Annotated in this window: 22 protein-coding genes, 1 pseudogene and 1 riboswitch; of the genes and pseudogenes, 12 read left to right on the top strand and 11 right to left on the bottom strand. The window is 65.2% G+C overall.

Features of this window, described 5'->3' with window-relative positions:
• Genes thiS through thiC form a run of 3 tightly spaced genes read right to left on the bottom strand, consistent with a single transcriptional unit; the run spans position 1 to position 3,183 of the window.
• A complete protein-coding gene (thiS, locus tag EEB15_RS20310) occupies positions 1 to 204 on the bottom strand; it encodes a sulfur carrier protein ThiS (protein WP_141511701.1) in 204 nt (67 codons plus the stop codon).
• A complete protein-coding gene (locus tag EEB15_RS20305; protein ID WP_141511700.1) occupies positions 201 to 1,310 on the bottom strand; it encodes an FAD-dependent oxidoreductase in 1,110 nt (369 codons plus the stop codon). The genes thiS and EEB15_RS20305 overlap by 4 nt, the downstream gene beginning before the upstream one ends.
• Positions 1,311 to 1,314: 4 nt before the next feature.
• A complete protein-coding gene (thiC, locus tag EEB15_RS20300) occupies positions 1,315 to 3,183 on the bottom strand; it encodes a phosphomethylpyrimidine synthase ThiC (RefSeq protein WP_141511699.1) in 1,869 nt (622 codons plus the stop codon).
• Positions 3,184 to 3,259: 76 nt separating this feature from the next.
• Positions 3,260 to 3,372, bottom strand: a riboswitch (TPP riboswitch).
• Positions 3,373 to 3,472: 100 nt separating this feature from the next.
• Here thiC and EEB15_RS20295 point away from each other — a divergent pair.
• Positions 3,473 to 3,847: pseudogene (locus EEB15_RS20295) on the top strand (hypothetical protein); the annotation flags it as partial.
• 705 nt (positions 3,848 to 4,552) lie between these two features.
• Positions 4,553 to 5,170, top strand: coding sequence for a hypothetical protein (locus tag EEB15_RS20285; protein WP_141511698.1), 618 nt, complete (start codon positions 4,553 to 4,555; stop codon positions 5,168 to 5,170).
• Between the two features lie 67 nt (positions 5,171 to 5,237).
• Here the strand turns inward: EEB15_RS20285 and nadB are convergent, their stop codons facing one another.
• The 3 genes from nadB to EEB15_RS20270 are packed head-to-tail and all read right to left on the bottom strand — an operon-like array spanning position 5,238 to position 7,889.
• The gene (gene nadB, locus EEB15_RS20280; protein ID WP_141511697.1) at positions 5,238 to 6,815 is read right to left on the bottom strand and encodes an L-aspartate oxidase; all 1,578 of its coding nucleotides are present in this window, start codon (positions 6,813 to 6,815) and stop codon (positions 5,238 to 5,240) included.
• A 4-nt stretch (positions 6,816 to 6,819) separates the two neighbouring features.
• The gene (locus EEB15_RS20275; protein WP_141511696.1) at positions 6,820 to 7,674 is read right to left on the bottom strand and encodes a ScpA family protein; all 855 of its coding nucleotides are present in this window, start codon (positions 7,672 to 7,674) and stop codon (positions 6,820 to 6,822) included.
• Positions 7,671 to 7,889 carry a DUF3460 family protein gene (locus EEB15_RS20270; protein ID WP_141511695.1) on the bottom strand — a complete coding sequence of 73 codons (219 nt, stop codon included), beginning with the start codon at positions 7,887 to 7,889 and terminating at the stop codon, positions 7,671 to 7,673. Before EEB15_RS20270 ends, EEB15_RS20275 begins: the two co-directional genes overlap by 4 nt.
• Before the next feature lie 38 nt (positions 7,890 to 7,927).
• Between EEB15_RS20270 and bamE the strand changes: the two genes are divergently transcribed.
• Entirely contained in the window at positions 7,928 to 8,431 is a 504-nt protein-coding gene (gene bamE, locus EEB15_RS20265) for an outer membrane protein assembly factor BamE (RefSeq protein ID WP_199236580.1), read from the top strand.
• A gap of 95 nt (positions 8,432 to 8,526) precedes the next feature.
• On the top strand, positions 8,527 to 9,945 hold the full coding sequence (locus EEB15_RS20260; RefSeq protein WP_141511694.1) for a hypothetical protein: 1,419 nt from the start codon (positions 8,527 to 8,529) through the stop codon (positions 9,943 to 9,945).
• Here EEB15_RS20260 and EEB15_RS20255 read toward each other — a convergent pair.
• From EEB15_RS20255 to EEB15_RS20240, 4 genes are all read right to left on the bottom strand, one after another.
• Positions 9,942 to 11,573, bottom strand: coding sequence for a SulP family inorganic anion transporter (locus EEB15_RS20255; RefSeq protein WP_233259556.1), 1,632 nt, complete (start codon positions 11,571 to 11,573; stop codon positions 9,942 to 9,944). The two genes, EEB15_RS20260 and EEB15_RS20255, sit on opposite strands and share 4 nt — an antisense overlap.
• 142 nt (positions 11,574 to 11,715) lie before the next feature.
• A complete protein-coding gene (locus tag EEB15_RS20250; protein ID WP_141511693.1) occupies positions 11,716 to 11,898 on the bottom strand; it encodes a hypothetical protein in 183 nt (60 codons plus the stop codon).
• Between the two features lie 33 nt (positions 11,899 to 11,931).
• The gene (locus EEB15_RS20245; RefSeq protein WP_141511692.1) at positions 11,932 to 12,831 is read right to left on the bottom strand and encodes an N-formylglutamate amidohydrolase; all 900 of its coding nucleotides are present in this window, start codon (positions 12,829 to 12,831) and stop codon (positions 11,932 to 11,934) included.
• Positions 12,828 to 13,805 (bottom strand): tripartite tricarboxylate transporter substrate binding protein, encoded by a 978-nt coding sequence (locus EEB15_RS20240; protein WP_141511768.1) that lies wholly within the window; start codon positions 13,803 to 13,805, stop codon positions 12,828 to 12,830. The genes EEB15_RS20245 and EEB15_RS20240 overlap by 4 nt, the downstream gene beginning before the upstream one ends.
• A 101-nt stretch (positions 13,806 to 13,906) precedes the next feature.
• On the opposite strand from EEB15_RS20240, the gene EEB15_RS20235 reads away from it, so the two are divergent.
• The gene (locus EEB15_RS20235; protein ID WP_141511691.1) at positions 13,907 to 14,800 is read left to right on the top strand and encodes a LysR substrate-binding domain-containing protein; all 894 of its coding nucleotides are present in this window, start codon (positions 13,907 to 13,909) and stop codon (positions 14,798 to 14,800) included.
• Here EEB15_RS20235 and metG read toward each other — a convergent pair.
• Positions 14,797 to 16,869 carry a methionine--tRNA ligase gene (gene metG, locus EEB15_RS20230; RefSeq protein WP_141511690.1) on the bottom strand — a complete coding sequence of 691 codons (2,073 nt, stop codon included), beginning with the start codon at positions 16,867 to 16,869 and terminating at the stop codon, positions 14,797 to 14,799. The two genes, EEB15_RS20235 and metG, sit on opposite strands and share 4 nt — an antisense overlap.
• A gap of 119 nt (positions 16,870 to 16,988) precedes the next feature.
• On the opposite strand from metG, the gene EEB15_RS20225 reads away from it, so the two are divergent.
• From EEB15_RS20225 to EEB15_RS20195, 7 genes are all read left to right on the top strand, one after another.
• Entirely contained in the window at positions 16,989 to 18,056 is a 1,068-nt protein-coding gene (locus EEB15_RS20225; protein WP_141511689.1) for a virulence RhuM family protein, read from the top strand.
• 219 nt (positions 18,057 to 18,275) lie between these two features.
• Positions 18,276 to 19,364, top strand: a complete 1,089-nt coding sequence (apbC, locus tag EEB15_RS20220; protein WP_141511688.1) for an iron-sulfur cluster carrier protein ApbC — start codon at positions 18,276 to 18,278, stop codon at positions 19,362 to 19,364.
• Positions 19,365 to 19,366: 2 nt separating this feature from the next.
• Entirely contained in the window at positions 19,367 to 20,638 is a 1,272-nt protein-coding gene (locus EEB15_RS20215; protein WP_141511687.1) for an NAD(P)H-dependent oxidoreductase subunit E, read from the top strand.
• 57 nt (positions 20,639 to 20,695) lie between these two features.
• Positions 20,696 to 21,250: a DUF3305 domain-containing protein gene (locus EEB15_RS20210; RefSeq protein ID WP_141511686.1), complete on the top strand. Its 555-nt coding sequence runs from the start codon at positions 20,696 to 20,698 to the stop codon at positions 21,248 to 21,250.
• Positions 21,243 to 21,860 carry a DUF3306 domain-containing protein gene (locus EEB15_RS20205; protein WP_141511685.1) on the top strand — a complete coding sequence of 206 codons (618 nt, stop codon included), beginning with the start codon at positions 21,243 to 21,245 and terminating at the stop codon, positions 21,858 to 21,860. The genes EEB15_RS20210 and EEB15_RS20205 overlap by 8 nt, the downstream gene beginning before the upstream one ends.
• Positions 21,787 to 23,895 carry a 4Fe-4S binding protein gene (locus EEB15_RS20200; RefSeq protein WP_233259555.1) on the top strand — a complete coding sequence of 703 codons (2,109 nt, stop codon included), beginning with the start codon at positions 21,787 to 21,789 and terminating at the stop codon, positions 23,893 to 23,895. Before EEB15_RS20205 ends, EEB15_RS20200 begins: the two co-directional genes overlap by 74 nt.
• Complete coding sequence (locus EEB15_RS20195) at positions 23,892 to 24,518, top strand: molecular chaperone (RefSeq protein WP_141511684.1); 627 nt, start codon at positions 23,892 to 23,894, stop codon at positions 24,516 to 24,518. Before EEB15_RS20200 ends, EEB15_RS20195 begins: the two co-directional genes overlap by 4 nt.
• Positions 24,519 to 24,699: the final 181 nt, after the last annotated feature.

Here is a 24,699-nt window from a genome sequence, read left to right as displayed (position 1 = left end):
TCAGCCTCCGGTGATGGGTTGGAAGGTGAAGACGGCGTCGCCGTCGTGGAGTTGGCGATCGGCGCGTGCGTCGCGGGAGACGAATTCTCCGTTGACGGCGGTCGCCAGGGCTTGTGGCGGCGCGTCGAGCTGCGCGATGAGGTCGGCCAGGGTCTGGCCGGACGAGAGTTCTTGCGGCACGCCGTTGAGGGTGACGTTGATCATGGTGTTGCGGCGTCCAAGAGAACGGACGCACTGAATCCCCGCCTGCGCGGGGATGACCGCTCCTTCTCGTCATTCCCGCGAAGGCGGGAATCCAGTGCTTCCAATGCGTCTTCGACCAGCGCCGGTGCAATCAACCAGCCATGCCGGAACAACCCGTTGATGCGCGTCATGCCGGCCTGCGTCTCGACGCGCGGCAGGTTGTCCGGCAGGGCAGGGCGCAAGTTGGATTCGCTGTGAACAATGCGCGCTTCCGCAAGCTCCGGCACGATGCTGTGCGCCGCCGCCAGCAGTTCTACCGTGCTGCGCAACGACACCGGCGATCGGTCCTCGCTCTCGATTTCGCTGGCGCCGACGATAACGATGTCGCCTTCGCGCGGCACCAGGTAGACGCGATGCCGTGGATGCAGCAGGCGCAACGGCCGCCGCAACTGCAGCCCCGGTGCGTGCAGCCAGAAGATTTCCCCGCGGACGCCACGCACCGGCATTTGCGGCCGCGCGCCGGTGCCGCGCACGTCGAAGACCCAATCGAATCGCTGCGGTCCTTTCGGCAGCAGCAACTCGCCAGCGTCCACTTGTGCGACGGGCGTGCCCCAATGAAAACGAACGCCGCGCGCGGCGGCGCTGTCCGTCAGAGCAGCCATCGCCTGCACCGTGTGGATGCTGCCTTCGCACGGCAGCAGCCAGGCTTGCGACGGCCCTTGCACTGCAGGCTCCAGTTCCCGCAAGACTGCAGGTGTCAACGCCGCGGGCGCGTAGCCGTCCGGCGCCTTGGCCTTCAACAGATCCACCACGCGGTGCGCCGAGCCTTCGTCGCCGCGATGCGCCAGCAGCAGGCTGCCGTCCTGACGCAGTCCCACCGGGGTGTCCAACGCGGCAGCGATGCGCGGCCACAGTGCCAGCGAGCGCAGGCCGAGATCGAACACCTCGCTGCCCGCGCATTCCAGTTCTGCCACGGGGCTGAGCATGCCCGCCGCCGTCCAGCCCGCAGCCACATGCGCGTCGACACCCGGCGCCGGGTCGAACACGTCAACCTCGTGCCCCGCGCGCGCCGCCTCGAACGCCAGCAGTCGGCCCAGCAGGCCGGCGCCGGCGATACCGATCTTCACGGCATCACCCCTTCTGGATGGGGATGTAGATTTCGCTGCCGGCGGCGCGGAACTCCGCGCTTTTCTGTTCCATGCCCTCCTTGGCCGCGGCGTAATCGCGCACTTCCTGCGTGATCTTCATCGAGCAGAACTTCGGTCCGCACATCGAGCAGAAGTGCGCCACCTTGGCGCCGTCGGCCGGCAACGTCTCGTCGTGGAAGTCGCGCGCCGTGTCCGGGTCCAGCGACAGGTTGAACTGGTCCTGCCAGCGGAACTCGAAACGCGCCTTCGACAGCGCCTCGTCGCGGGCGCGAGAAGTCGGGTGACCCTTGGCCACGTCCGCTGCATGCGCCGCGATCTTGTACGCGATGATCCCTTGCTTCACGTCGTCTCGGTCCGGAAGGCCCAGGTGTTCCTTCGGCGTCACGTAGCACAGCATGGCGGTGCCGAACCAGCCGATCATGGCCGCGCCGATGGCGCTTGAGATGTGGTCGTAGCCCGGTGCGATGTCGATGGTCAATGGGCCCAGCGTGTAGAACGGCGCTTCGTGGCAGTGCTTCAACTGCTCGTCCATGTTGGCCTGGATCATGTGCATGGGCACGTGGCCGGGGCCTTCGATCATGGTCTGCACGTCGTGCTTCCAGGCGATCTGCGTCAGCTCGCCCAGCGTGCGCAGCTCAGCGAACTGCGCCTCGTCGTTGGCGTCCGCGCCGGAGCCGGGCCGCAGGCCGTCGCCGAGCGAGAAGCTCACGTCGTAGGCCTTCATGATGTCGCAAATGTCTTCGAAGTGCTCGTACAGGAAGCTTTCCTTGTGGTGCGAGATGCACCACTTGGCCATGATCGATCCGCCGCGCGAGACGATGCCGGTCCGGCGGTTCGCGGTGAGGTGGATGAAGGCCAGGCGGATGCCCGCGTGGATGGTGAAGTAGTCCACGCCTTGCTCGGCCTGCTCGATCAGGGTGTCGCGGAAGATCTCCCAGGTGAGGTCCTCGGCCACGCCGCCGACTTTTTCCAGCGCTTGATAGATGGGAACGGTTCCGATCGGTACCGGCGAGTTGCGCACGATCCAGTCGCGCGTGGTGTGGATGTTCTTGCCGGTCGACAGGTCCATCACGTTGTCGGCGCCCCAGCGAATCGCCCACACCAGCTTCTCCACTTCTTCCTCGATGCTGGAGGTGACGGCCGAGTTGCCGATGTTGGCGTTGATCTTCACCAGGAAGTTGCGCCCGATGGCCATCGGCTCGATCTCGGGGTGGTTGATGTTGGCCGGGATGATGGCGCGGCCACGCGCCACTTCGTCGCGCACGAACTCGGGCGTGATGATCTTCGGGATCTGCGCGCCCATCGGGTTGCCGGCGAGCCGCATCGCGCGTTCGTTGTTGATCGCGCTGTCGCCCAGGTACTCGGCCATCCATTCGCGCTTGCCGTTCTCGCGGATGGCGACGAATTCCATCTCCGGGGTGACGATGCCGCGCCGGGCGTAGTGCATCTGCGTCACGTTGGCGCCTGACTTGGCACGGCGGGGCTGGCGCTGCAGCGCGGCGGCTTCGGCGCGCAGCGCGGCGATGCGCTGGGCTTCGCGTTCTTCGTGTTTGGTTCCGTCGTCCAGCGCCCTGCGCTCGCGGCCGGTGTACAGCTCGGTGTCGCCACGCGACTCGATCCATTCGGTGCGCAGGCCGGGCAGCCCGCGGCGCACGTCGATCATGGCTTCGGGTTCGGTGTAGGGCCCGGAGGTGTCGTAAAGCGTGGCGGAGTCACCGTTGCTCAAGTTCACTTCGCGCATCGGCACGCGCAATTGCGGGTGCAATTGGCCGGGGACGTAGAGCTTGCGGGAGGCGGGGAAAGGCTCGCGCGTGAGGGAGAGCAGCTGCGCGAGTTTGTCGGGGGCGTTCATCGGGGCCAATCCTTTCGGTGCGTGTGACTACACAGGTGCTCCGAAAGGTGTGGCAGGATTTGCGGCCCACGGATGGGCCCAGCCTGACAGCTCTTCTTACGCCGGTACTAACCGGTTCAAGTTCTCGGGTTTGGTCTTGCCATCTCAGCGATACCGGCCACATGGCCGCTCGCACCCCGGAGCGGGGGCGAGTATATCCGAAGCCGATTCACAGGTGCTGGAAATAAGAACGTTGGCACCCTGCCCGGGCTGTCCCACAATGGCGAGCACAAAATCAAGGAGGGGCTCCATGGACATCGCGCTGAACTTCATCAACAACTCCAACGACACCAACAACTCGCAGATTGTCATCTTCCAGAAGAACGTCGCCGCCAATTTGGACGAACTCGCCGTCGCCGGCAAAGTCATCGAGTCCTGCGGCCAGGGCGACAACCACTCGTTCGTGTTTCCCACAATGCAAGCCGGCGTGAGCAAGCCCACGATCTGGATCGGCGTGGCGTCGCAGGTCGTCGAGGGGCAGGTGATGGATTCGACCATCATCGCAGGCATCAACACCGAGTTGTCACTGGAGGACATCGCCAGTGCGGACATCGTGATGACAGGGGGCGGGCCAGACGCGAACTCGACGCCGTTCGCGTTCAATCTCGAAAACATCGTCATGAGCCCGACGTCCGGGCTCGCAACAACGAACATGCTCTACCTCACCGATACCCAAAGAAGCCTGGTGGCACCCGCCGACGGCATCCACCCCTATGGCGGGATCATAGTGCCGACTTCGGACGAGCGGCCCTTTGTTCAAGCCGATGCCTGGTGCTGGGCGTTGCGCGGCGAATACGCGGCGAACGACGACCCCTATTCGGCCGTCACCATCTACACCTCGGACGAAGGGGTGTTCGTTTTCAACGACGAGCGCGTTCCGGTGGGGCTGAACCCCGAGTTTTTCCCCATCACCGACATCGTCTTCCCGCAGACCGTTCCGTATCACCAGGCGCTCATCGACAACCTCGCCAACGCGCTGGCGGGCAATGTGGACGCCCAGGACGCCTGTCGGCTGGCCCTGATGCAACTGACAGCCACCCTGAACATGCACACGCTGCTGCCGGCCGACGGCAGCACGGTGTACACCATGGTCATGAATTCGGAAAACTGGTACGGGTGGAACCACTGGGCTACCGGTATCCAGGGGCCAGATACCGGCGCCACCACGACTTATCAGCAGAAGGCGGATGGCGCACCGCTGCAATACAACTGCGGGGTGGTGTGGGGCGACGATATTTTGTTGCAAACCGTCCTCCGGCTCGACGGGCTGCCCCAGCCCCATATCACCATGCTCAACAACGTCGTCTAGACAACACTCAAGGAGGAACCCATGAACATCCAGTTGAACTTCATCAACAACTCGAACGACGTGAACAACTCTGAGGTCGTGATCTTCCAGAAGAACGTCGCGATGAATTTCGACGAATTGGCCGTCGCCTGGCAGGTCATCAAGTATTGCGGGCAGGGCGACAACCACCCGTTCGCTTTTCCCACGACGATGCAGGTCGGCGCGAGCGACAGCTACGGCAACTACACGCCGCAGCTGGATGCTCAGAACGGCCAGATGTTCCAGATGGCGTTGACCACCTCCGGCGACAGGCTGGTGCCGGCCGGCTCCGGCACGAGTTCCAAGGAGGTGCAAGTGCTCAACAACCTGGGCAAAGGCGCCATCAATGCCAGCATCTACAAGGCCGGCAAGCTGCTGGCCGTCAAGACCTCGGTCGCGCCGCAGCAAAAGGCGGTGTTCGAATTCAAGCCCACGATCTGGATCGGCGTGGCGTCGCAGTTTGTCCAGGGCCAGGTGATGAACTCCGCGATCATTTCCAACATCAACACCGAGCTGTCGCTGCTGGGCATCGCCAGTGCCGACATCGTCATGACCGGCGGCGGGCCAGGCCGGAGCGCCGCGCCGTTCGCATTCAACTTCGAGAACATCGTGATGGCGTAAAGGCCCTGACCAGCGCCCTGCGCAGCCCAGTCGCGGACGCGCGTTAAGCTCGATAAGCTCGATAAGCCTATGTGTTCGGCGACAAGATGGTTGGATGGGCGACGTCTTCCATCTGCGGATAGTCCCGGCTGAAATGCAACCCGCGGCTCTCATGCCGCGACTGCGCCGACCGCACGATCAGCTCCGCCACTGTCACCAGGTTGCGCAGCTCCAGCAGGTCGCGCGAGATGTGGAAGTTGGCGTAGAACTCCTGGATCTCTTCCTGCAAGAGGCGGATGCGGTGCGAGGCGCGCTCCAGCCGCTTGTTGGTCCGCACGATGCCCACGTAGTCCCACATGAAGCGGCGCAGTTCGTCCCAGTTATGCGAGATCACCACGGATTCGTCTGCGTCGGTCACCTGGCTCTCGTCCCAGGCCGGCAGTTCCGGTGGCAGCGGCAAGGGCGTCGCCTGGATGTCATGTGCGGCGGCGCGTGCGAACACCATGCATTCCACCAATGAATTGCTCGCGAGCCGGTTGGCGCCGTGCAGGCCGGTGTACGCCGTCTCACCGATCGCGTGCAGGCCCGGCACGTCGGTGCGGCCCGCCAGATCGGTGTGGATGCCGCCGCAGGTGTAGTGTGCGGCGGGCACCACCGGGATCGGCTGCTTGGTGATGTCGATGCCCAGCTCCAGGCAGCGCGCGTGGATGTTGGGGAAGTGTTCGCGGATGAACTCGGCCGGCTGATGCGAGATGTCGAGATACACGCAGTCCAGGCCGTGCTTCTTCATCTCGAAGTCGATGGCGCGCGCCACCACGTCGCGCGGCGCCAGCTCGGCGCGTTGGTCATGCTGCGGCATGAAGCGCGTGCCATCCGGCAACAGCAGTTGCCCGCCTTCGCCGCGGACGGCCTCGGTGATGAGGAATGACTTGACGTTGGGGTGGTACAGGCAGGTCGGGTGGAACTGGATGAACTCCATGTTCGTCACCCGGCAGCCCGCACGCCAGGCGGCCGCGATGCCATCGCCCGTAGCGGTGTCGGGGTTGGTGGTGTACAGGTAGACCTTGCCTGCGCCACCCGTCGCCAGGATGGTGTGCGGCGCGCGGAAGGTGAGCACTTCGTCCGTGCTTTCGTCCAGCGCGTAGAGGCCCAGGCAATGGTCGTGGTCGATGCCGAACTTGGTGCCGGTGATCAAGTCCACCAGCGTGTGGTGTTCCAGCAGCGTGATGTTGGGCGTGCGCCGCACTTCCTCGATCAGCGTGCGCTGCACGGCCGCGCCCGTGGCGTCGGTGACGTGCACGATGCGCCGCGCACTGTGCCCGCCTTCGCGCGTGAGGTGCAGATGGCCGTCTTCCTGCGAGAACGGCACGCCCAGCTTGCGCAGCCACTCGATGCTCTCGGGTGCGTGTTCGACCACGAAGCGCGTCGCGGCCGGTTCCGACAATCCGGCGCCTGCCACCAGCGTGTCGTCCACATGGGAGTCGAAGGTGTCGCCCGCGCCGAGTACCGCGGCGATGCCGCCCTGGGCCCAGCCGCTGGAGCCATCGCTCATCGAGCGCTTGGTGAGGATGGCGACCCGATGCGTCGGCGCCAGGTGCAGCGCGGCGGAGAGGCCGGCGAGGCCGCTGCCGACAATCAAGACATCGAAGTCCTGAGAAGTTGCCATGTCTTTAGGCTGGCTGGTAGGCCAGGCGAACGTAGATGGGAGCGTAGGCCTCGGCCTGGGTGACGTCGACCAGCGATTCTTTCGCCAATTCGAGCAGCGCGATGAACGTGACGATCAGCACCTGGATGCCGCGCGCCGGGTCGAAGAGGTGTTCGAACTCCACGAACTTGCGGCCTTGCAGTGCACGCAGCACGATGCTCATGTGCTCGCGCACCGAGAGCTCTTCACGCGTGATCTTGTGATGCTGGATGAGTTTGGCGCGCTTGACGATGTCGCGCCACGCTTCCTGCAGGTCGACGACGTTCACGTCGGGAAAGCGCGGCTGCAGCGCCTGCTCGATGTACACCTGCGCGCGCAGCACGTCGCGGCCCATCTGCGGCGCTTCGTTAAGGCGGAAAGCGGCGGCCTTCATCTGCTCGTATTCGAGCAGTCGGCGCACCAGCTCGGCCCGCGGGTCTTCCGGTTCCTGGCCCTCGGCGGTCTTGCGCGGGGGCAGCAGCATGCGCGACTTGATCTCGATCAGCATCGCCGCCATCAGCAGGTATTCGGCCGCCAGCTCCAGGTTGCGCGTGCGGATTTCATCGACGTACACCAGGTACTGCCGGGTGACGCCCGCCATTGGGATGTCGAGGATGTTGAAGTTCTGCTTGCGGATGAGGTACAGCAGCAAGTCGAGCGGGCCTTCGAAGGCTTCGAGGAAAACCTCCAGCGCGTCCGGCGGGATGTACAGGTCCGTCGGCATGGCGAACAGCGGCTCGCCATACAGGCGCGCCAGGGCGACCTGGTCCACCACGTCCGGCATGCCCGGCATCTCGCGCGTCACGGCCTCAGGCAGCGTCGCTGGCCCGGAAGCCCTCATTTCGTCTCGTTCTGGTACACGTACGGTTTTTGCGGCACGCGGGCCTCGCGCCATTCGCTCAATGCCTCGCGGTCCAGGTGCTTGTCCCACCAGATGGCGCGGCCGGCACGCTGCTGGGCTTCCAGATCGGGCTTGGCGTCCTTGAGGCCCTGAATGAACTGGCTGATCTCGGAGTTGTAATCAGGACGGCGGAAGATTCGCTGGAAGATGGACATAGACTGGGGCCCTTTTCCGCAATTTTACGCCCCGGCTCATGAACACCCTTTTGAAGGCCCTGGTGGCTGCGCTGGCCCTGCTGGCGCTGGCCGCCTGCGATCCGCAACGCGTTGCAGAACTGGAAGAAGGCGTCTCGACCGAAGCCGACGTCCGCGCCCGCTTCGGCCAGCCCGAAAACGTCTGGGACGGCCCCAACGGCGAGCGAATCTACGAGTACAACCGCCAGCCCTCGGGCCACAAGAACTACATGATCAGCATCGGCCCGGACGGCAGGATGGTGGCCCTGCGCCAAGTGCTCAACCCGAACAACTTCGCCAAAGTGCAGCCGGGGATGATGATGGAGGACGTGCGCAAGCTCCTGGGCAAGCCGATGAAGATCACGCCGTACGACCTGAAGCGCGAGATCGCCTGGGACTGGCGTTTCATGGAGCCGCCCAACAGTTCGATGGTGTTCACCGTCTGGTTCAACCCTGACATGCGTGTGCTGCGCACGTCGGCGGCGCCAGATCCGGAGGCGATCGAGAATCGCGGCGGGCGATAGGCGCTTCGCTTGCACCTCGGCGGAAGTGATGGCGGTCACAATTTGGGCGCGCGCCCCAAGTGATACTCCCCCGGCAATACATCAGGGAGCATCGAATGAATGCAACGAAGCGGCTGCGCGTCGGCGCGCAGGTTCTCGCGGTCGCCGTCTTGGCGGCCTGCGGCGGCGGTAGCGGCGATGCACCGCCACCGGAGTGGAGCGAGCCGGTGTTGCTTGCGACGACCCCAGGGGCGCTGAGTGGGATGACGGCCAAGGAGGATGCCTCCGGTGCCTGGACGGTCGCCTGGTGGCAACCGTATCCCAAGCCGGGTTCGTCGGGCTGGCTGCATCGCGGTGCGCAAGGGGCGTGGTCCTCGATTCCAGGGGTGCCGGTTCCGGCCGAACCGGACCGGAACAGCCTGGCGGCGTTTGTCACCAGTCCCGACGGGCCGCTGGGCGCACTCGTCTTCGACGATGGCTATCGCTTTGACGAGGCGGCCTGGGTGGACACGGACCCGCGGCCACGGCACTTCGAACCCTTTGTTCGTTCAGCGGGCGTTTGGCAGAGCCAGCCAGAAATGGCGCCCGGGATTCCAACACCGGCGTGCGTCCAGTCCGCCGCGAGCCAAGGCCTTTGCCTGCTGAGCGACCCGGCAGATGGTTATCCCCGTCCTGCGGTGCTGCGCTTTACGCCTGCACAGGGCTGGGTGCGCACTGCCGAGACCCTGGACATGGGGGCTGACGAGGTCCCCAATGGCGCGCACATCCGTTTGCGCAGCCTGGCCATGAACCCGGAAGGCGACGCGCTGGCCATCTGGGAGCGCGGGATTTTCTCGACGGGTGTGCCGCTTCACACGGCCTACCATTTCTATCAACCCGCCACCGGGTGGAGCGCATTGGGCGTGCTGCCCGACGTGGATACCTATACCCGCCAGGGCGCTGCCATCGGAACCGGAGCCGGATCATTCATGGTGCCGTATGTGGCCTGCACGCCCAATACCCCGAGTTCTGAGGCTGAGCGACCTTGCGCGCCTGGCGTCGCCCGCTACACGCCTTCGGGCGGTTGGCAAACGCTCGAACTCGTGCCCCGCATCACCGTCAAACCGTTCTACGAACCCGGATACGGTGCCAGCGTGAGACCCATCATTCGCAACCCCGAGTTGCACCTGGGTGCCGCCGGCCAAGTGCTGGCGTCGTGGTGGGTCGACTCGCAGCAATGGTCGCGCGTGTTTCATCCCCAACAGGGTTGGGGGCCGGTCGCCGCCGTCCAGCCGAGTGCACCATACATCTACGCCGCCCACGTGGACAGCGAAGGAAACGCGCTGATTGTCGACCAGCAGGGCGTGATGCGCTACTCGCCGCAGACGGGATGGCGTCGGATCGCGCCGTTGCCGGCGGGCGCTGCCGGCAACGATGTCTACGGCCGCCTGGCCACGATTGATTCGGAGGGCAATGTCACCCTGGTATGGGCCAAGACGGTGACCGCTGGCGGGGTCACTACCAGCCCGATCTTCACGGCGCAGTTCAAACCCTAAGCCGCCAGTTCTACCAAAAACCCCGCACGCGCCAGTACCTCTTGCGGCTGCGCCTGCAGGTAGTCCAGGCGCAGCCGGCCGCCACGCAGCTGGACGGCTTTCAGAAGTTGCCGCAGCGCGTCCAGGCCGCTGGTGTCCATGTGCACCAGGTGCAGCGTGTCGAGCACCACCACGGGCCCGGCCGGGCCGTTCTCCACGGCTTGAACCACCTCGTCGATCTTGGCGACAGCGCCGAAGAACAGCGAGCCATAGAGCTTGAAGCGCACCTCGGCCACGTCCGCGGAGGGTACCGCCTCCACGCTGAACAGCCCGCTCATTCGGCGGATGAACAGGGCACAAGCCAGCAGCAGGCCCACCTGCACCGCCACCGTGAGGTCGAACACGACGGTGAGGAAGAACGTGCCGAGCATCAGCATGCGGTAGTGCGTGCTGTACTTGCGCAGGTCGCGGAACTCGTGCCACTCGCCCATGTTCCACGCGACGAACAGCAGGATGCCCGCCAGCACCGAGAGTGGCACGTGCAAGGCGAGCGGCGCCGCCGCCAGCACGATGGTCAGCAGCGTGGCCGCGTGCACGATGCCGGCGACAGGCGAAGTTCCGCCGGAACGCACGTTGGTGACGGTACGCGCAATGGTGCCCGTGGCCGGCATGCCGCCGAAAAACGGCACAAGCATGTTGGCGGCGCCCTGGGCCATCAGCTCCTGGTTCGGGTCGTGCTTGGGCAGCGTCGTGAGCTGGTCGGCCACTCGCGCGCAGAGCAGCGACTCGATTGCGCCTAGCAGGGCGATGGTGATCGTCGGCGTGACCAGCAGCTTGACCGTCTCCCAAGAAAACGCAGGCAGCTCGAACACGGGCAAGCCCTGCGGGATGCTGCCGAATCGCGTGCCAATGGTCTCCACCGGCAGCTTGAAGTACCACGCAGCGAGGCTCAGCGTCACCAGGGCCACGACGGGCCCGGGAATGCGCGCGTTGACCACGATCGCTTGCCGCACGAACGGCGTATCGGTCAGTGCCTGCGGTAGCGGCGTGCGCCCGCCCCACAGCCGCGGCCAGACGAACAGGCCGACGACGCAAACGCTGCACAGCGCGAATGCATAGGGGTTGAAGCTGTGGAGGTTGGCGCCGATCACCTTGAGCTGGGCGAAGAAATCCGCCGGCATCTTCGCGATGTCCAGGCCGAGCCAGTCCTTGATCTGCGACAGGGCGATCAGCACGGCGATGCCGTTGGTGAAGCCGATGACAATGCTCACCGGCACATAGCGCACCAGCCGCCCCAGGCGCAGCAGCCCCATGGCGAACAGCAGCACGCCCGCGCATGCGGTGGAGATCAGCAGGTTAGGCAAGCCGTAGCGCTCGACGATGCTGTAGACAATGACGATGAAGGCACCGGCCGGCCCGCCGATCTGCACGTTGGAGCCGCCCAGCGCTGAGATGACGAAGCCGGCGATGATCGCCGTCCACAGGCCGGCTTCAGGTTTGAGGCCGGACGCAATGGCGAAGGCCATGGCCAGCGGAAGGGCGACGATGCCGACCGTGAGGCCCGCCCCCAGGTCGCCCATAAGGCGGTCACGGCCATAGCCGCGAAGTGCGTCCACCAGGCGGGGACGGAATACGAAGGAAAAGGTCAATGAGGGCTCCGGAAGTTGAACGGACAGGCGTCAGCTCAATTCCGGCGGGTCGCAGTGGTGCAGGCGCGTGATGAAGCGCTTGCGGCGGGAGAGGGGGAGCACGGGTGTGCGGGCCATGAGGCCCCAGTGTACGCCCAGCGGTTTACTTCGCCGGATCGCTGTTCGGCGTCACGACATCCACGGCCGCGCCGACTGCCTTGCCCGTCAGCTTCACGGCGCCCACCGTGGCGTCCACCGCAAGGCCCGCGGCCATGCCGGCGACGGTGACGACGGCGCAGCCGCTCAAGGAAAGGCAGATGGCGGCGGCGAGGATCAGGGATTTCATGGCGGCGTCCGGTACGGCTGAGACACGCGAATTCTAGGGGGCAGGTGTAAGCGATCCGTATCTTGCCGGTAAAGACGCTGCGCCTGCTTCGACGTACGCGTGCACCGAGGTGAGTACCTGGTCGATGTCGGCCTTGAGCGCATCGAATCGCGGCAACCGTTCGCGGGTGCCTTCGTCCATGTAGAGCGCGCGATTGATCTCGATCTGCAGGCTGTGACGGTGCCGCGTCGGGTCGCCGGCCAGGCGCACCAGCTCCACGCCTTCGTACGGGTCGTTCACGGCGACGCTGTAGCCGCGCGCCTTGAACGCGTTCGCGACCATGTCGGTAAAGCCGGTGGAGCAGGTGGTGTTGTGGCGGTTCCCCAGCACCACGTCGGCCAATGGGCGCGCGGGCAGGCCGAGCCGCTCGTAGGCGTTGCTGGGCATCGAATGCAGGTTCAGGTGCCAGTAGCCGCCATGCCGTGCGGCAGCGCTTTCCAATTGCGCGGCCAGGGCCAGCCGGTAGGGGCGCCAGTAGTGCTCGATGCGCACTGCAGCCTGTTCGATCGACAAGCGGCGCGTGTAGATCGGGAGATGTTCCGGTGTGTTCCGCCACATGAGGCCGTTGCCCAGTTCGAGGCACCGCGCGGACGGCAGCACCGTATGCGGCCACGGGCCGTCGATCATCGACAGGTCGATGTCGGCCTCGTCGCGGTTCGGGTCGATATAGCTGCGCGGAAACGTCGCGCAAACCAGCACGCCGCCCACTGCCGCCACACCGGACCACAGTGCGTCGATGTCGGTGTCTTCGCTGCGGCGCAGCGCCGCGCGCTCGACGGAGTGGCCGAAATCCGTGGGGTAGTGCGTGCCGCTGTGCGGTGAGTCGCAGACCAGTGCAATGGCGGTGGCGCTGTTGGCGGGCGGTGTGACGGTGACAGGTTCCACAGCCCTCATTCTGCTTTGATCCCCGCGATCTTGACCACCTGGCGCAATCTGGCCAACAGAGCGGCAGCGTCGTCGGCAAACTCCTTCGAGGTGCTGGGACTCGTTGTGGCCGACAGCGCCAGCGTCTTCTCGACGAAGCCCGGTTCGGCCATGGCCTTGTGCGCCGCCGCGCGAATCCGGTCGACGATCGGTGCGGGCATCTTCGCCGGCCCGACGAGGCCGAACCACAGCGGCTGCGATACCTCGCGCAGGCCCATCTCGGCATAAGTGGGCACATCCGGCAGCACCGACAGGCGCTTCATGTCCCGCACCGCCAGCGCGCGCAGCGCGCCGCTGCGGATGTGCGGAAGCACGGAGGGAATGTTGTCGCTCATCACGTCCAGCTGGCCGGACATCAGGTCGGTGAGCATGGGGCCGCTGCCCTTGTACGGCACCGGCAGGAAGCGCACGCCGGCCAGGTGCATCAGGTATTCCAGCAGCACGTGGCCGGCCGAGCCCACGCCCGGCATGCCGAAGCTGATGCGGCCCGGCTGGGCCTTGCCCTGCTCCAGCAGTTCGCGAAAGTCGCGGGCCGGATGCTTGTTGCCGACCACCAGCACGCTGGGCAGCGTCACCAGTTTGGTGATGTAGGTGAAGTCCTTGACCGGGTCGTAGCGAACGCCCGAGTGCACGGCCGGGCCCGCGCACAGCGTGCTCACGGATGCCATGCCCAGCGTGTAGCCATCCGGCTTGGCCTTGGCCACGAAGTCCGCGCCGACGATGCCACCGGCCCCGGCCTTGTTCTCCACGACCACCTGGCCGCCGAGCAGTGGCCCCAGCCGGTCGGCCAGCAGGCGCGAGAAGTAGTCGGTGTTGGAGCCGGCGGTGAAGGGGTCGACGAGCGACAAGGCTTTGCTCGGAAAGCCGGCCTGCGCAAAAGCGGGCAGGGCCGCAGCGGCGCAGCCGCCGGCGCAGGTTTGCAGGAAGTGTCGGCGGGTGTTCATGGAGTCTCCACGTGTGTTCTGGTGGCGCGAGAGTAGGTTCTGGAGGCGTTGCGCACAAACGACTTTTGCGGCGAGGGTGATGACATGATGTAATCGCGGCCATGCCGATCCGAAGCCCTTCGTTGGTGGAGTTGCATGCCTTCCTGGCGGTGGCACGCACCGGCAGTTTTCGCAAGGCCGCCGACGAACTGTGCGTGACGCAGGCGGCGGTGAGCCGGGCGGTGCTGAGGCTCGAGGAGGATCTCGGCCAGGATGTGCTTCAGCGTTCGGCGGGCGGCGTGACCTTGACCCCGGCGGGGCTCGAGTTGCGCAAGCTGGTGGGCAAGCCCGTCGCCGCGCTCGAAGCGGCTGCGGTGAAACTGCGCAAGAAGCCCGAGCGGCTGCGGCTGCGCTTGTCAGTGATCACCAGCTTGGGCACGCTGTGGCTGATGCCACGGCTGGAGGATTTCCGCGAGCGCCATCCCGAAGTGGAGATCGAGTTTCGGCAATACCACCACGACGAGGACTTCACGCGCGACGACGTGGACGTGTGGATCGACACCAAGCGGAACGAGCGGCAATGGCCGCGGCAGGTTTCGGCAAGGTATGTGATCGGCGGGGAGATCGTGGCCGTCTGCACGCCCAAGCTGGCGAAAGGCGTGCGCACCGCGCAGCAACTGCTGGCCCAGCCCCTGCTGTACCACTCGAACTTTCCTGACAACTGGCCGTTGTGGGCTTCCACGGCGGGCGCGAGCATGCCGGTGAAACCGAAGCGCACCGGTTTCGATCTGGTGCTGAACCTGATCGAGGCAGCACGTTCGGGCATGGGCGTGGCCGTGGTGCAAGAGTGCATGGTGGAAGCCGACCTGGCTTCAGGGCGGCTCGTGATGCCGGTGCCGGTTTCGGCGTCGACCGGACGCGGCTATCACCTGTGCCGCAGGCGCGCGCAGGGCGCACACCCTGCGGCGGATTTGTTCAGCGAGTGGGTACTGGCGCAGGCGCACCAAGGCGTTTAGCGAACGCGCATGCCCGGCTGCGCGCCCGGCCAGGGTTCGAGGATGTAGATGCCAGGGTTGGCCTTCTCGTCGCCGTGGCTCGCGGCCAGCACCATGCCTTCGCTCACACCGAACTTCATCTTGCGCGGCGCGAGGTTCGCCACCATCACGGTGAGCTTGCCGACCAGGTCTTCCGGCTTGTACGCTGAAGCGATGCCGCTGAAGACGTTGCGGCTCTTGCCTTCGCCCACATCGAGCGTCAGGCGCAGCAGCTTGGTCGAGCCTTCGACTGCTTCGCAGTTGACGATCCTGGCGATGCGCAGGTCGATCTTGGTGAAGTCGTCGATCGTGATGGCGGGGGCGATTTCTTCGCCCCCCGGATCACTCCCTCTCCCGCTTGCGGGAGAGGGTTGGGGTGAGGGTGACTCAGCCGGCGCCTCAAACAACGCATCCAACTGCTTCACATCCACCCGCTGCATCAAATGCTCGTACTTGCCAACCGCATGGCCTTCACCCAAAGGCGCGGCCGCGTTGCTCCAATCCAGCGGTTTGCATTGCAAGAAAGCTTCAGCCTGCGCGGCCAGTTCCGGCAGAACCGGTTTCAAACAAGCCGTCATGACCTTGAAGCTCTCGATGCACACAGAGCACACCGCCGCGGCTTCATCCGCCTTGCCTTCCTTCACCAGTTTCCACGGCGCCGCGCCGTCGAAGCGCAGGTTCACCTTGTCGGCATAGGCCATGATCTCGCGCAGTGCCCGGCCGTAGTCGCGGTTCTCGTACAGGCTCTGGACGTTCTGGACCAACGCTGTCTCACCCGGCTCCGCGACGGCAGCGGTCAGTTTGCCGCCGGGGATGAACTTCACTGCCCGGCTCGCGATGTTCACGTACTTGCCGATCAAATCGCTGTTCACCCGCGCCATGAAGTCGTCCGGATTGAAGTCGATGTCTTCATTGCGCCCCGACAGCTTGGCCGCCAGGTAATAGCGCAGCCACTCCGGATTCATGCCCAGCGACAGGTACTTCAGCGGGTCGAGCCCGGTGCCACGGCTCTTGCTCATCTTCTCGCCGTTGTTGACGGTGAGGAAGCCGTGCACGAACACCTTGTTCGGCACCTTGCGCCCGCTGAAGTGCAGCATCGCCGGCCAGAACAACGTGTGGAAGGTGATGATGTCCTTGCCGATGAAGTGGAACTGCTCCACCTCCGGGTCGGCGACGAACTTCTCATAGTCGACACCGATCTTGCCGAGGTAGTTCTTCAGCGAGGCCAGGTAACCCACCGGTGCATCCAGCCACACATAGAAATACTTGCCCGGCGCGTCGGGGATCTCGATGCCGAAGTAGGGCGCATCGCGGCTGATGTCCCAGTCGCCCAGCACGGCCTTGCCGTCCTCGCCCGGCTCCAGCCATTCGCTGATCTTGTTCAGCACTTCGGTCTGCAGGCGCGGCTTGCCGTCGGCATCCGACTCTTGCGTCCATTGCTTCAGGAACGCCATGCTCCGCGGGTCGGACAGCTTGAAGAAGAAGTGCTCCGAGCTTTTCAGCACCGGCGTGGCACCGGAGAGCGCCGAGTACGGATTGATCAGGTCCGTGGGGCTGTAGACCTTGCTGCAGACCTCGCAGTTGTCGCCGTACTGGTCTTTGGCGTGGCAGTTGGGGCACTCGCCCTTGATGAACCGGTCCGGCAGGAACATGTTCTTCTGCGGGTCGAAGAACTGCTCGATCACCTTGCTGGAGACGAGGCCGTTGGCTTTCAGGTCGCGATAGATCTGCTGGGCCAACTCGTGGTTTTCCGGCGCGTCGGTGCTGTGCCAGTTGTCGAAGCCGATGTGGAAGCCGTCCAGGTAGGGCTTGCGGCCCGCGGCGATGCCGGCCACGAACTCCTGCGGCGTCTTGCCGGCCTTTTCGGCCGCGATCATGATCGGGGCGCCGTGCGCGTCGTCGGCGCACACGAAGTGCACCTGGCTGCCCTGCATTCGCTGGTGCCGCACCCAGATGTCGGCCTGGATGTACTCCATGATGTGGCCGATGTGGAAGTTGCCGTTGGCGTACGGCAGGGCGGTGGTGACGAAAAGCTTGCGCTGGGAGGGCATGAGGGTGTTTCCTGGGGAACCGGCAATTTTAGCGATGACCCACGAGGCCTCTAGGCGCGGTGGGACAGAGCAAGGCAAAGACACTGTGAAAAAATCCAGTATTCATCCATAATTGCCCGATGTCCCAACTGCCAGCCAGCGGCGAGTTCTTGCTGTTTCAGACCGAGGACGCGCAAACCCGTGTGCAAGTGCGTCTGATCGACGGTGCGTTGTGGCTGACACAGCGCCAGATGGCCGAGCTTTATCAAAAGGATGTTCGGACGGTCAACGAGCACCTGAAAAATGTGTATGCCGATAGCGAGTTGGACCCGGAGACAACTATCCGGAAATTCCGGATAGTTGCCCGCGAAGGCGCGCGGGACGTGGAAAGGCTGGTGGACCACTACAACCTGGAAGCGGTGCTGCAGGTGGGGTATCGAGTGCGGTCGCCGCGTGGTGCACAGTTTCGCCAATGGGCTACGGAAACGCTCAAGACGTTCCTGGTCAAGGGGTTTGTGCTGGATGACGACCGGTTCAAGCGCGGCGCGGACGCTGGCTACTTTGAGGAACTGCTGGCGCGCATCCGCGACATTCGTTCATCCGAGAAGGTGTTCTGGCGCAAGGTGCTCGACATCTACTCGACCAGTGTGGACTACGACGCGCGCGCCGAGGCATCGCAGCAATTCTTCGCCACGGTGCAAAACAGGATGCATTGGGCGACCCATGGCCACACAGCGGCCGAACTGATAGCGCTGCGCGCCGATCTGGGTAAGACAAATATGGGCCTGACAACCTGGGCGGCCGCGCCACAGGGCGGCGCGCTGCGCAAGGCCGATGTGGCTGTGGCCAAGAACTACCTGAACGAAGAAGAGTTGCAGGTACTCAACCGCATCGTCAACGCCTACCTGGAGTTTGCCGAGTTGCAGGCCCTGGATCGCAAGCCGATGACCATGGCCCAATGGATCACGAAACTGGACGACTTCTTGCGTCTGTCCGGGCGCGAGATCCTGACTCACGCAGGGCGCATTACGGCCGAAGCGGCGCAAGGTCAGGCGGAGGCTGCCTTTGAAGCATATCGCCGCCAGCAATTGTCGGCACCTGGCAGAGCGGAGCAGGACTTTGACGCCGCACTTACCGGGCCTGTCAAGGCGCTTGAGGCGCGGCGCAAAGCAAGACCTGCCGGCAAGACCAAGAGGGGAGGCTCATGACGCAAGCGCTCTATCCCGACTTGCTGCTGAATGGTCACGCACTGCGTGACGTATCCAAGGCCGGACTGGCAATTCGTCACGCGGTGCGTGATGAATTCGAAACGGGCAGCGAATGGCGCTCCGGCTCGCTGGACACGGGTTGTCGTGGACGCACTACCGAATCTGTTGGGGTTCGGGTGCAGTCGTTACACTGGCGCAGGAACAGGAAAATTCACACCCATGGCTACCCAAGATCAGTTGTTACAGGCCCTCGCGGCCGTCACCGACCCGAACACGGGCAAGGACTTCGTCAGCACGAAGGCCCTCAAGAATCTGCAGGTCAACGAAGGCGATGTCACTTTCGACGTGGAGCTGGGCTATCCGGCCAAAAGCCAGATCCCGCTGTTGCGCAAGGCGCTGATCGCCGCGGCGAAGGGCGTGGCCGGCGTCGACAACGTCTCCGTCAACATCTCCAGCAAGATCGTCGCTCACGCGGCCCAGCGCGGCGTGGCGTTGCTGCCCAACGTCAAGAACATCGTGGCCGTTGCCTCCGGCAAGGGCGGCGTCGGCAAGAGCACCACGGCCGTCAACCTGGCGCTCGCGCTCGCCGCTGAAGGCGCGGCGGTGGGCCTGCTGGACGCCGACATCTACGGCCCCAGCCAGCCCATGATGATGGGCATCGAAGGCAGGCCCGAATCGTCCGACGGCAAGACCATGGAGCCGATGGAAAACTACGGCGTGCAGGTCATGTCGATTGGCTTCCTGGTCAACCAGGACGAAGCCATGATCTGGCGCGGTCCCATGGCCACGCAGGCGCTGGAGCAACTGCTGCGCCAGACCAACTGGGGCGACCTCGACTACCTGATCGTCGATCTGCCGCCCGGCACCGGCGACATTCAGCTCACGCTGTCTCAGCGCGTGCCGATGACCGGCGCGGTGATCGTCACCACGCCACAGGACATCGCACTGCTCGACGCCAGGAAGGGCATCAAGATGTTCGAGAAGGTGGGCGTGCCCATCCTCGGCATCGTCGAGAACATGGCGGTGCACGTGTGCAGCAACTGCGGCCATGCCGAACACATCTTCGGTGAAGGCGGCGGCAAGCGCATGGCGGCCGAATACAACATGGACTACCTGGGCGCGCTGCCGCTGGACATCAAGATCCGGTTGCAGGCCGACAGCGGCAAGCCCACGGTGGTGAGCGATCCGGAAGGTGACGTGGCCGGCATCTACAAGGCCGTGGCGCGCCAGGTGGCGATCAAGATCGCCGCCAAGGCGAAGGACTTCTCGTCCAAATTTCCCTCGATCAAGATTTCCAAGGACACGTAGCCGTGGATGCGCTGGCCGAGGTGCGCAAGCTGATCGGCCCGGCGCCCGAGGGCGGATGGCGGCGTGACCTGCTCATGGAGCACCTGTACGCGCTCCACGATGCTCACCGCGGCCTGTACAAGCGGCACCTTTTGGCGCTGTCGCAGGAGATGAGCGTCCCGATGGCGCAGGTGGTGCGGGTGGCGACGTCCTGCCGCGACTTCGAAATCCTCGCCGACGGCCAGGCGACACCGGCGGCCACCGTGCGCGTATGCGAAGGCCTGTCGTGCGACATGGCAGGGTCGAGCGATCTGCTGCAGTGCTTGCCGGGTCTCATCGACGGGGTGAAGGCGGTGGGCGCGCCCTGCCTGGGCTACTGCGACCACGCGCCGGCCGTGCTTGTGGGACAGGCTGCCGTGTCTCGCGCCACGCCCGAAGAAGTCGTCAATGCCCTGATGCGCGATAGCAGCCGCTCGGTGTTTCGAGAAGCGCAGGCGCCCGTGGTGTCCGCGCTCGTGGACTACAAGGAGTATTGCGAGGACGGCGGTTACGCGCTGGCGGCCGCCGTCGCCAATGGCGAGGAGGACGCGGAGTTCGTGCTGCATGCGCTCGACGAATCGGGTCTGTGCGACCTGGGCGGCACAGGCATGCCGGTGGGCGCGACCTGGCGACGGGTGCGCCAGGAGGCTCTCGAAAGCTCGACGCCCGCATCACTGGTGGTCGACCTCAGCGACTGCGAGCCCGGCAGCTTCAAGGACCGCCACTTCCTGGAGCGCGACCCGCATCGCTTCCTGGAAGGCCTGCTGGTGGCCGCACATGTCGTCGGCGCGGACGCGGCATACATCTGCATGCGGAAGGACCACCACTCGATTCGCGTCCTGCTCGAAGCGGAACTGGCCGCGCTCGCGGCGGATCCACCGTGCCGCCTGCCGCGTATCGAACTGCGCCGCGGCGCCGCGCCGGCGGGTCCGGAGGCGTTGATGCAGAGCCTGGAAACCTTGTACTGGGTGCGCGACATCCTGCGCCGGGGGCCACGGTGGTTCACGGATTTCGGCCGCCACGGCAGCCGCGGCCTGCGCATGTTCAGTGTCAGCGGCCGGGTTGCGAAGCCGGGCGTGAAGGTCGCGCCCGCCGGCATCACGCCGTGCGAACTGGTGGACGAGTATTGCGGCGGCATGGCCGAAGGGCACGAGCTGTACACCTGTGTGGCAGACGGCGCCGCGGGAACGGTGATCGTGGCCGGACATGGCGACAAGGCGCGCCTGCAGAAATTCTTTCCGGACGCGGGCAGCTGAGCAGCGCCTGTGGAAACCCCGGCTACGCGGCCGGCGGAACATCGTTAGAGTGGCGTCATGAATCCGCGTCCCAGCATCGAAGTGGCTGTCGTCATGCGCCGCGAGCGCATCGACAACCGTTGGCAGCCGTGGCGCTGGGTGCTGGCCGACGTCGTGCCGCAGGAGGCCGGGTTCGGCGCCGAGGCCCGGCTGCTTTACAAGAGCGACGACGAAGAGCGCTGGCTGCATCCGGGCTTCACCGTCGAGCTATTTCGCGACGATGCCGAAGGCTACTACCTCAACGCCACCACGCCTGCGCCTTGCTGGTTCGTGCTGTGGCGCATGGAAGAACCAGGGCAAGAGGGAGGGCAAGACGGCGAGCCGATGCCCAAACCGACGATGGTCTCGCTGAGCTACCACGACGCGGGCCGTTGGCTCGATGCGCAGGAGACGGTGGAGCAGGTGCCGGCGCCTCAGCACGTCGTCGAGTGGATGCGCGCCTTCGTCGAAGAGCACTACGTGCAGGAGCCGAAGAAGCGCAAACGGCCCGAGAGCTTCAAGCCGCTGCAGGACCGCTTCGGCAATCCGGCGTCGGTATCGACCGAAAAGAAGTTCGGGGGCGGTCATGACTGACGGGTTCCTGGGGCGCTGGTCGAAGCGCAAGCTGGATGTGAACGAGGGCAGGGCGGTGGAGCCCGAGCCGCCGTCCGTCATTCCCGCGGAGGCGGGAATCCAGAGCGCCCTGGATCCCCGCCTGCGCGGGGATGACGAGGTGAAAGAAGAGTCACCTCCCCCAACCCTCGAAGACGTCCAGGCCCTCACCGCCGACTCCGATTTCAAGCGCTTCGTCACCGCCGACGTCCCTGCCGACGTGAAGAACGCGGCGGTGAAGAAGCTGTTCGCCGATCCGCGCTACAACGTGATGGACGGGCTGGACGTTTATATCGACGATTACTCCAAGCCCGATCCGATCCCGTATTCCATGCTGCGCGGCCTGGCCAGTGCCAAGTTCCTCGGCCTGTTCGATGCGGAAGAAAAGGAAGAGGCAGCCGCAAGAGAAGCCGCAGCAGTGACGGCGGAAGGGCCAAGGGATGTTGCGGATAACCCCACGGCGCAAACCGTGGCACAGTCCGCCGAGGCCCCACCAGCAGTGCCCGAGCCGCCCCAACATGCCGACCCTGATTTGCGATTGCAACAAGACCATGCCGCTGCAGGAGAAGATCCTGGGCGCGGCGCTGGATGAGAAGTTAATCCTCCATTCCAGCCTCTGCCGGCGCGAAGCCGGCGCCTTCCAGCAGGCGATCAAGGGCGGCGACGAAGTCATCGTCGCCTGCACCCAGGAAAAGCGGCTGTTCGCCGAGATTGGGCAGAACACCGAAGGGGCAGTCGCCCCGATCAAGTTCGTCAACATCCGTGAGACGGGTGGCTGGAGCCGCGATGCATCCAAGGCCATGCCGAAGATCGCGGCCTTGTTGGCTGCCGCACACCTGCCCGACCCGGAGCCGGTGCCCACGGTCACGTACAAGAGCGCCGGCCGGCTGCTGGTGATCGGCGAGCTCGAGCCGGCCGAGCGCGCCGCAGCCATGCTTGCCGACGTGCTCGACGTCACGCTGTTCACACAAGGCGGCACCGGCGCGCAGGAGCGCCGCTACCCCGTGCTCAGCGGACAGATCGAAAGCCTCAAGGGCTGGCTGGGCGCATTCGAGCTGAACTGGTCACGCAGTAACCCGATCGACCTTGACCTGTGCACACGCTGCAACGCTTGCGTCGCCGCGTGCCCCGAAGGCGCGATCAACCTCGACTACCAGATCGACCTGGCCAAGTGCGCTTCTCACCGCGCTTGCGTGAAGGTGTGCGACGCCGCGGGCGCGATCGACTTCAACCGCGCGCCGGCCGCGTTCAAAGAGCAGTTCGACCTGGTGCTGGACCTGCGCAGCGCGCCGGCGTTCGCGCAGCACGCACCGCCCCAGGGTTACTTCTTTCTCCCTCCCTCTCCGGGGGAGGGCGGGGGTGGGGACATGCACGCCGACCTCTTCACGACGCTGGTCAAGCTGCGCGACCTGGTCGGTGAATTCGAAAAGCCCAAGTTCTTCGTCTACAAGCAAAAGCTCTGCGCGCACAGCCGCAACGAAACCGTGGGCTGCAATGCCTGCATCGAGGTCTGCTCCGCTGAAGCGATCAGCAGCGAGAAGTCGCGCCAGCAGATCAAGGTCAACCCGAACCTGTGCGTGGGTTGCGGCGCCTGCACCACCGTGTGCCCGACCGGTGCGCTGACGTATGCCTATCCGCGCGCGAGCGAGCAGGGCGCGAAGTTCAAGACCATGCTGTCCACCTTCGCCGGTGCAGGCGGCAAGGACGCGGTGTTGCTGCTGCACAGCCAGGAAGGCGGGCAGGCCCTCGTAGAAGACCTCGGCCGCGCGGCCCAGTTGCGCCGCGCGAACGGGGTGCCCGCCAATGTGATCCCGATTCCCGTTTGGCATGTTGCGAACCTGGGCGTCGATGCCTGGCTGAGCGCCGTGGCACTCGGCGCATCGCAGATCGCAGTGCTCACCACCCGTGAAGAAGCGCCGCAATATCGCGACGCTCTCGCCGCGCAAATGGAAGTGGCGCAGGCCATCCTCAACGGCCTCGGCTATGCCGGCCAGCACTTCACGCTGCTGCGCGCGGACAGTCCGACGCAGCTGGACCAACAGCTGGCCGCACTGGCGGCGCAGCGCCCGTCCACGCCAGCGCGTCCCGCCACCTTCGCCGTCGCACCGGAAAAGCGCGCCACGCTCGAGCTGGCGCTGGACCACCTGATCGAGCAGGCGCCTGCTCGCCCCGAAGCGATCGCGCTGCCCGCAGCCGGCGCGCCCTTCGGCACGGTCGACGTGAACAAGGACACCTGCACCTTGTGCCTGAGCTGTGTCAGCGCCTGCCCGGCCAGCGCACTGCAAGACAACTCGCAGTTGCCGCAATTGCGCTTCATCGAAAAGAACTGCGTGCAGTGCGGCCTTTGCGCCACCACCTGCCCGGAAGACGCGATCACGCTGCAACCACGGCTGCTGCTCACGCCGCAGCGCAAGGAGGCGCGTGTGCTGAATGAATCGCAGCCGTATGGCTGCGTGCGCTGCGGCAAGCCCTTCGGCACGCTCAAGGCCATCGAAGCCATGCTCGGCAAGCTGGCGGGCCATTCGATGTTCCAGGGTGCGGCCCTGGACCGGCTCAAGATGTGCGGCGACTGCCGGGTGATCGACATCTACTCGGCCCAGAACGAAGCGAAGATCACGGACCTATGAACGAGCAGCCTGCCACATCGTCCGCGCTGGACGAGGAAACGGCGCGAGCCGAGGTCTATGGCCTGCTCGCCCAGCTTTACTACGCCGCGCCCGAGCCCGGCCTGCTGGAAGCCTTGCGCGTCGCCGTGACCGAAGCGCCGGCGGCCGGTGGGTTCCTGGAAGACCCGTGGCGGGACTTTGTGGGCGTTGCGCGCGAAATGGAAGACGGCGCCATCGCGCGTGAGTATGACTCGCTGTTCGGCGGCGTCGGCAAGCCCGAGGTCTACCTCTTCGGCTCGCACTACCTGAGCGGTTTCCTCAACGAGAAACCCCTGGCGCGGCTGCGCACCGACCTCGCAGCGTTGGGCTTGACGCGCGGCGACGAGATGCCCGAAACGGAAGATCACATCGCCTATCTGTGCGAAGTGATGCGCTACCTCATCGCCGGAGACGACGTGCAGGTCGCCAACCTGTCTCGCCAGCAAGCGTTCTTCGCGGCGCATGTGCAGCCCTGGGTGACGCAGCTGTGCGATGCCGTGGCGGCGCATCCGAAAGCGCGCTTCTATGCGGCACTGGCCACGTTCACGCGGTCCTTCGTGAGCGTCGAGGTGCAAGGCTTCGACATGCTCGACGGCGCGCAGTAGCGCGTCTCTTTTTGAGACAACGCTGCGATGCTGCGTTGCAGCATCGCCCTCTGGCGTGGCTGCGCGCGATGCATGGGTGTTTGCCCCGTGTTTGCATGCTTGCACAAGCCATCAGGGGACGCTACATTCGATTGAGATATGCAGTTGTTTTCCTAGTAGGGGCATATCAGGCAGGAGACCC

The sequence above is a fragment of the Ramlibacter sp. WS9 genome, from assembly GCF_003797765.1.
In the GTDB taxonomy this organism is placed as follows: domain Bacteria; phylum Pseudomonadota; class Gammaproteobacteria; order Burkholderiales; family Burkholderiaceae_C; genus Ramlibacter.
The sequence above is the reverse complement of the archived record's forward strand: the minus strand, read 5'-3'. Positions and strand labels throughout refer to the sequence as shown.

Bases quoted from the DNA above. Each gene is read 5' to 3' on its own strand.
- thiS (WP_141511701.1), bottom strand. From the start codon at position 204: ATGATCAACGTCACCCTCAACGGCGTGCCGCAAGAACTCTCGTCCGGC.
- EEB15_RS20275 (WP_141511696.1), bottom strand. From the start codon at position 7,674: ATGAGGGCTTCCGGGCCAGCGACGCTGCCTGAGGCCGTGACGCGCGAG.
- apbC (WP_141511688.1), top strand. From the start codon at position 18,276: ATGGCTACCCAAGATCAGTTGTTACAGGCCCTCGCGGCCGTCACCGAC.
- bamE (WP_199236580.1), top strand. From the start codon at position 7,928: ATGAACACCCTTTTGAAGGCCCTGGTGGCTGCGCTGGCCCTGCTGGCG.
- EEB15_RS20285 (WP_141511698.1), top strand. From the start codon at position 4,553: ATGAACATCCAGTTGAACTTCATCAACAACTCGAACGACGTGAACAAC.
- thiC (WP_141511699.1), bottom strand. From the start codon at position 3,183: ATGAACGCCCCCGACAAACTCGCGCAGCTGCTCTCCCTCACGCGCGAG.
- EEB15_RS20240 (WP_141511768.1), bottom strand. From the start codon at position 13,805: ATGAACACCCGCCGACACTTCCTGCAAACCTGCGCCGGCGGCTGCGCC.
- EEB15_RS20260 (WP_141511694.1), top strand. From the start codon at position 8,527: ATGAATGCAACGAAGCGGCTGCGCGTCGGCGCGCAGGTTCTCGCGGTC.
- EEB15_RS20210 (WP_141511686.1), top strand. From the start codon at position 20,696: ATGAATCCGCGTCCCAGCATCGAAGTGGCTGTCGTCATGCGCCGCGAG.
- EEB15_RS20195 (WP_141511684.1), top strand. From the start codon at position 23,892: ATGAACGAGCAGCCTGCCACATCGTCCGCGCTGGACGAGGAAACGGCG.
- EEB15_RS20235 (WP_141511691.1), top strand. From the start codon at position 13,907: ATGCCGATCCGAAGCCCTTCGTTGGTGGAGTTGCATGCCTTCCTGGCG.
- EEB15_RS20225 (WP_141511689.1), top strand. From the start codon at position 16,989: ATGTCCCAACTGCCAGCCAGCGGCGAGTTCTTGCTGTTTCAGACCGAG.
- EEB15_RS20250 (WP_141511693.1), bottom strand. From the start codon at position 11,898: ATGAAATCCCTGATCCTCGCCGCCGCCATCTGCCTTTCCTTGAGCGGC.
- metG (WP_141511690.1), bottom strand. From the start codon at position 16,869: ATGCCCTCCCAGCGCAAGCTTTTCGTCACCACCGCCCTGCCGTACGCC.
- EEB15_RS20245 (WP_141511692.1), bottom strand. From the start codon at position 12,831: ATGAGGGCTGTGGAACCTGTCACCGTCACACCGCCCGCCAACAGCGCC.
- nadB (WP_141511697.1), bottom strand. From the start codon at position 6,815: ATGGCAACTTCTCAGGACTTCGATGTCTTGATTGTCGGCAGCGGCCTC.
- EEB15_RS20270 (WP_141511695.1), bottom strand. From the start codon at position 7,889: ATGTCCATCTTCCAGCGAATCTTCCGCCGTCCTGATTACAACTCCGAG.
- EEB15_RS20200 (WP_233259555.1), top strand. From the start codon at position 21,787: ATGCCGACCCTGATTTGCGATTGCAACAAGACCATGCCGCTGCAGGAG.
- EEB15_RS20205 (WP_141511685.1), top strand. From the start codon at position 21,243: ATGACTGACGGGTTCCTGGGGCGCTGGTCGAAGCGCAAGCTGGATGTG.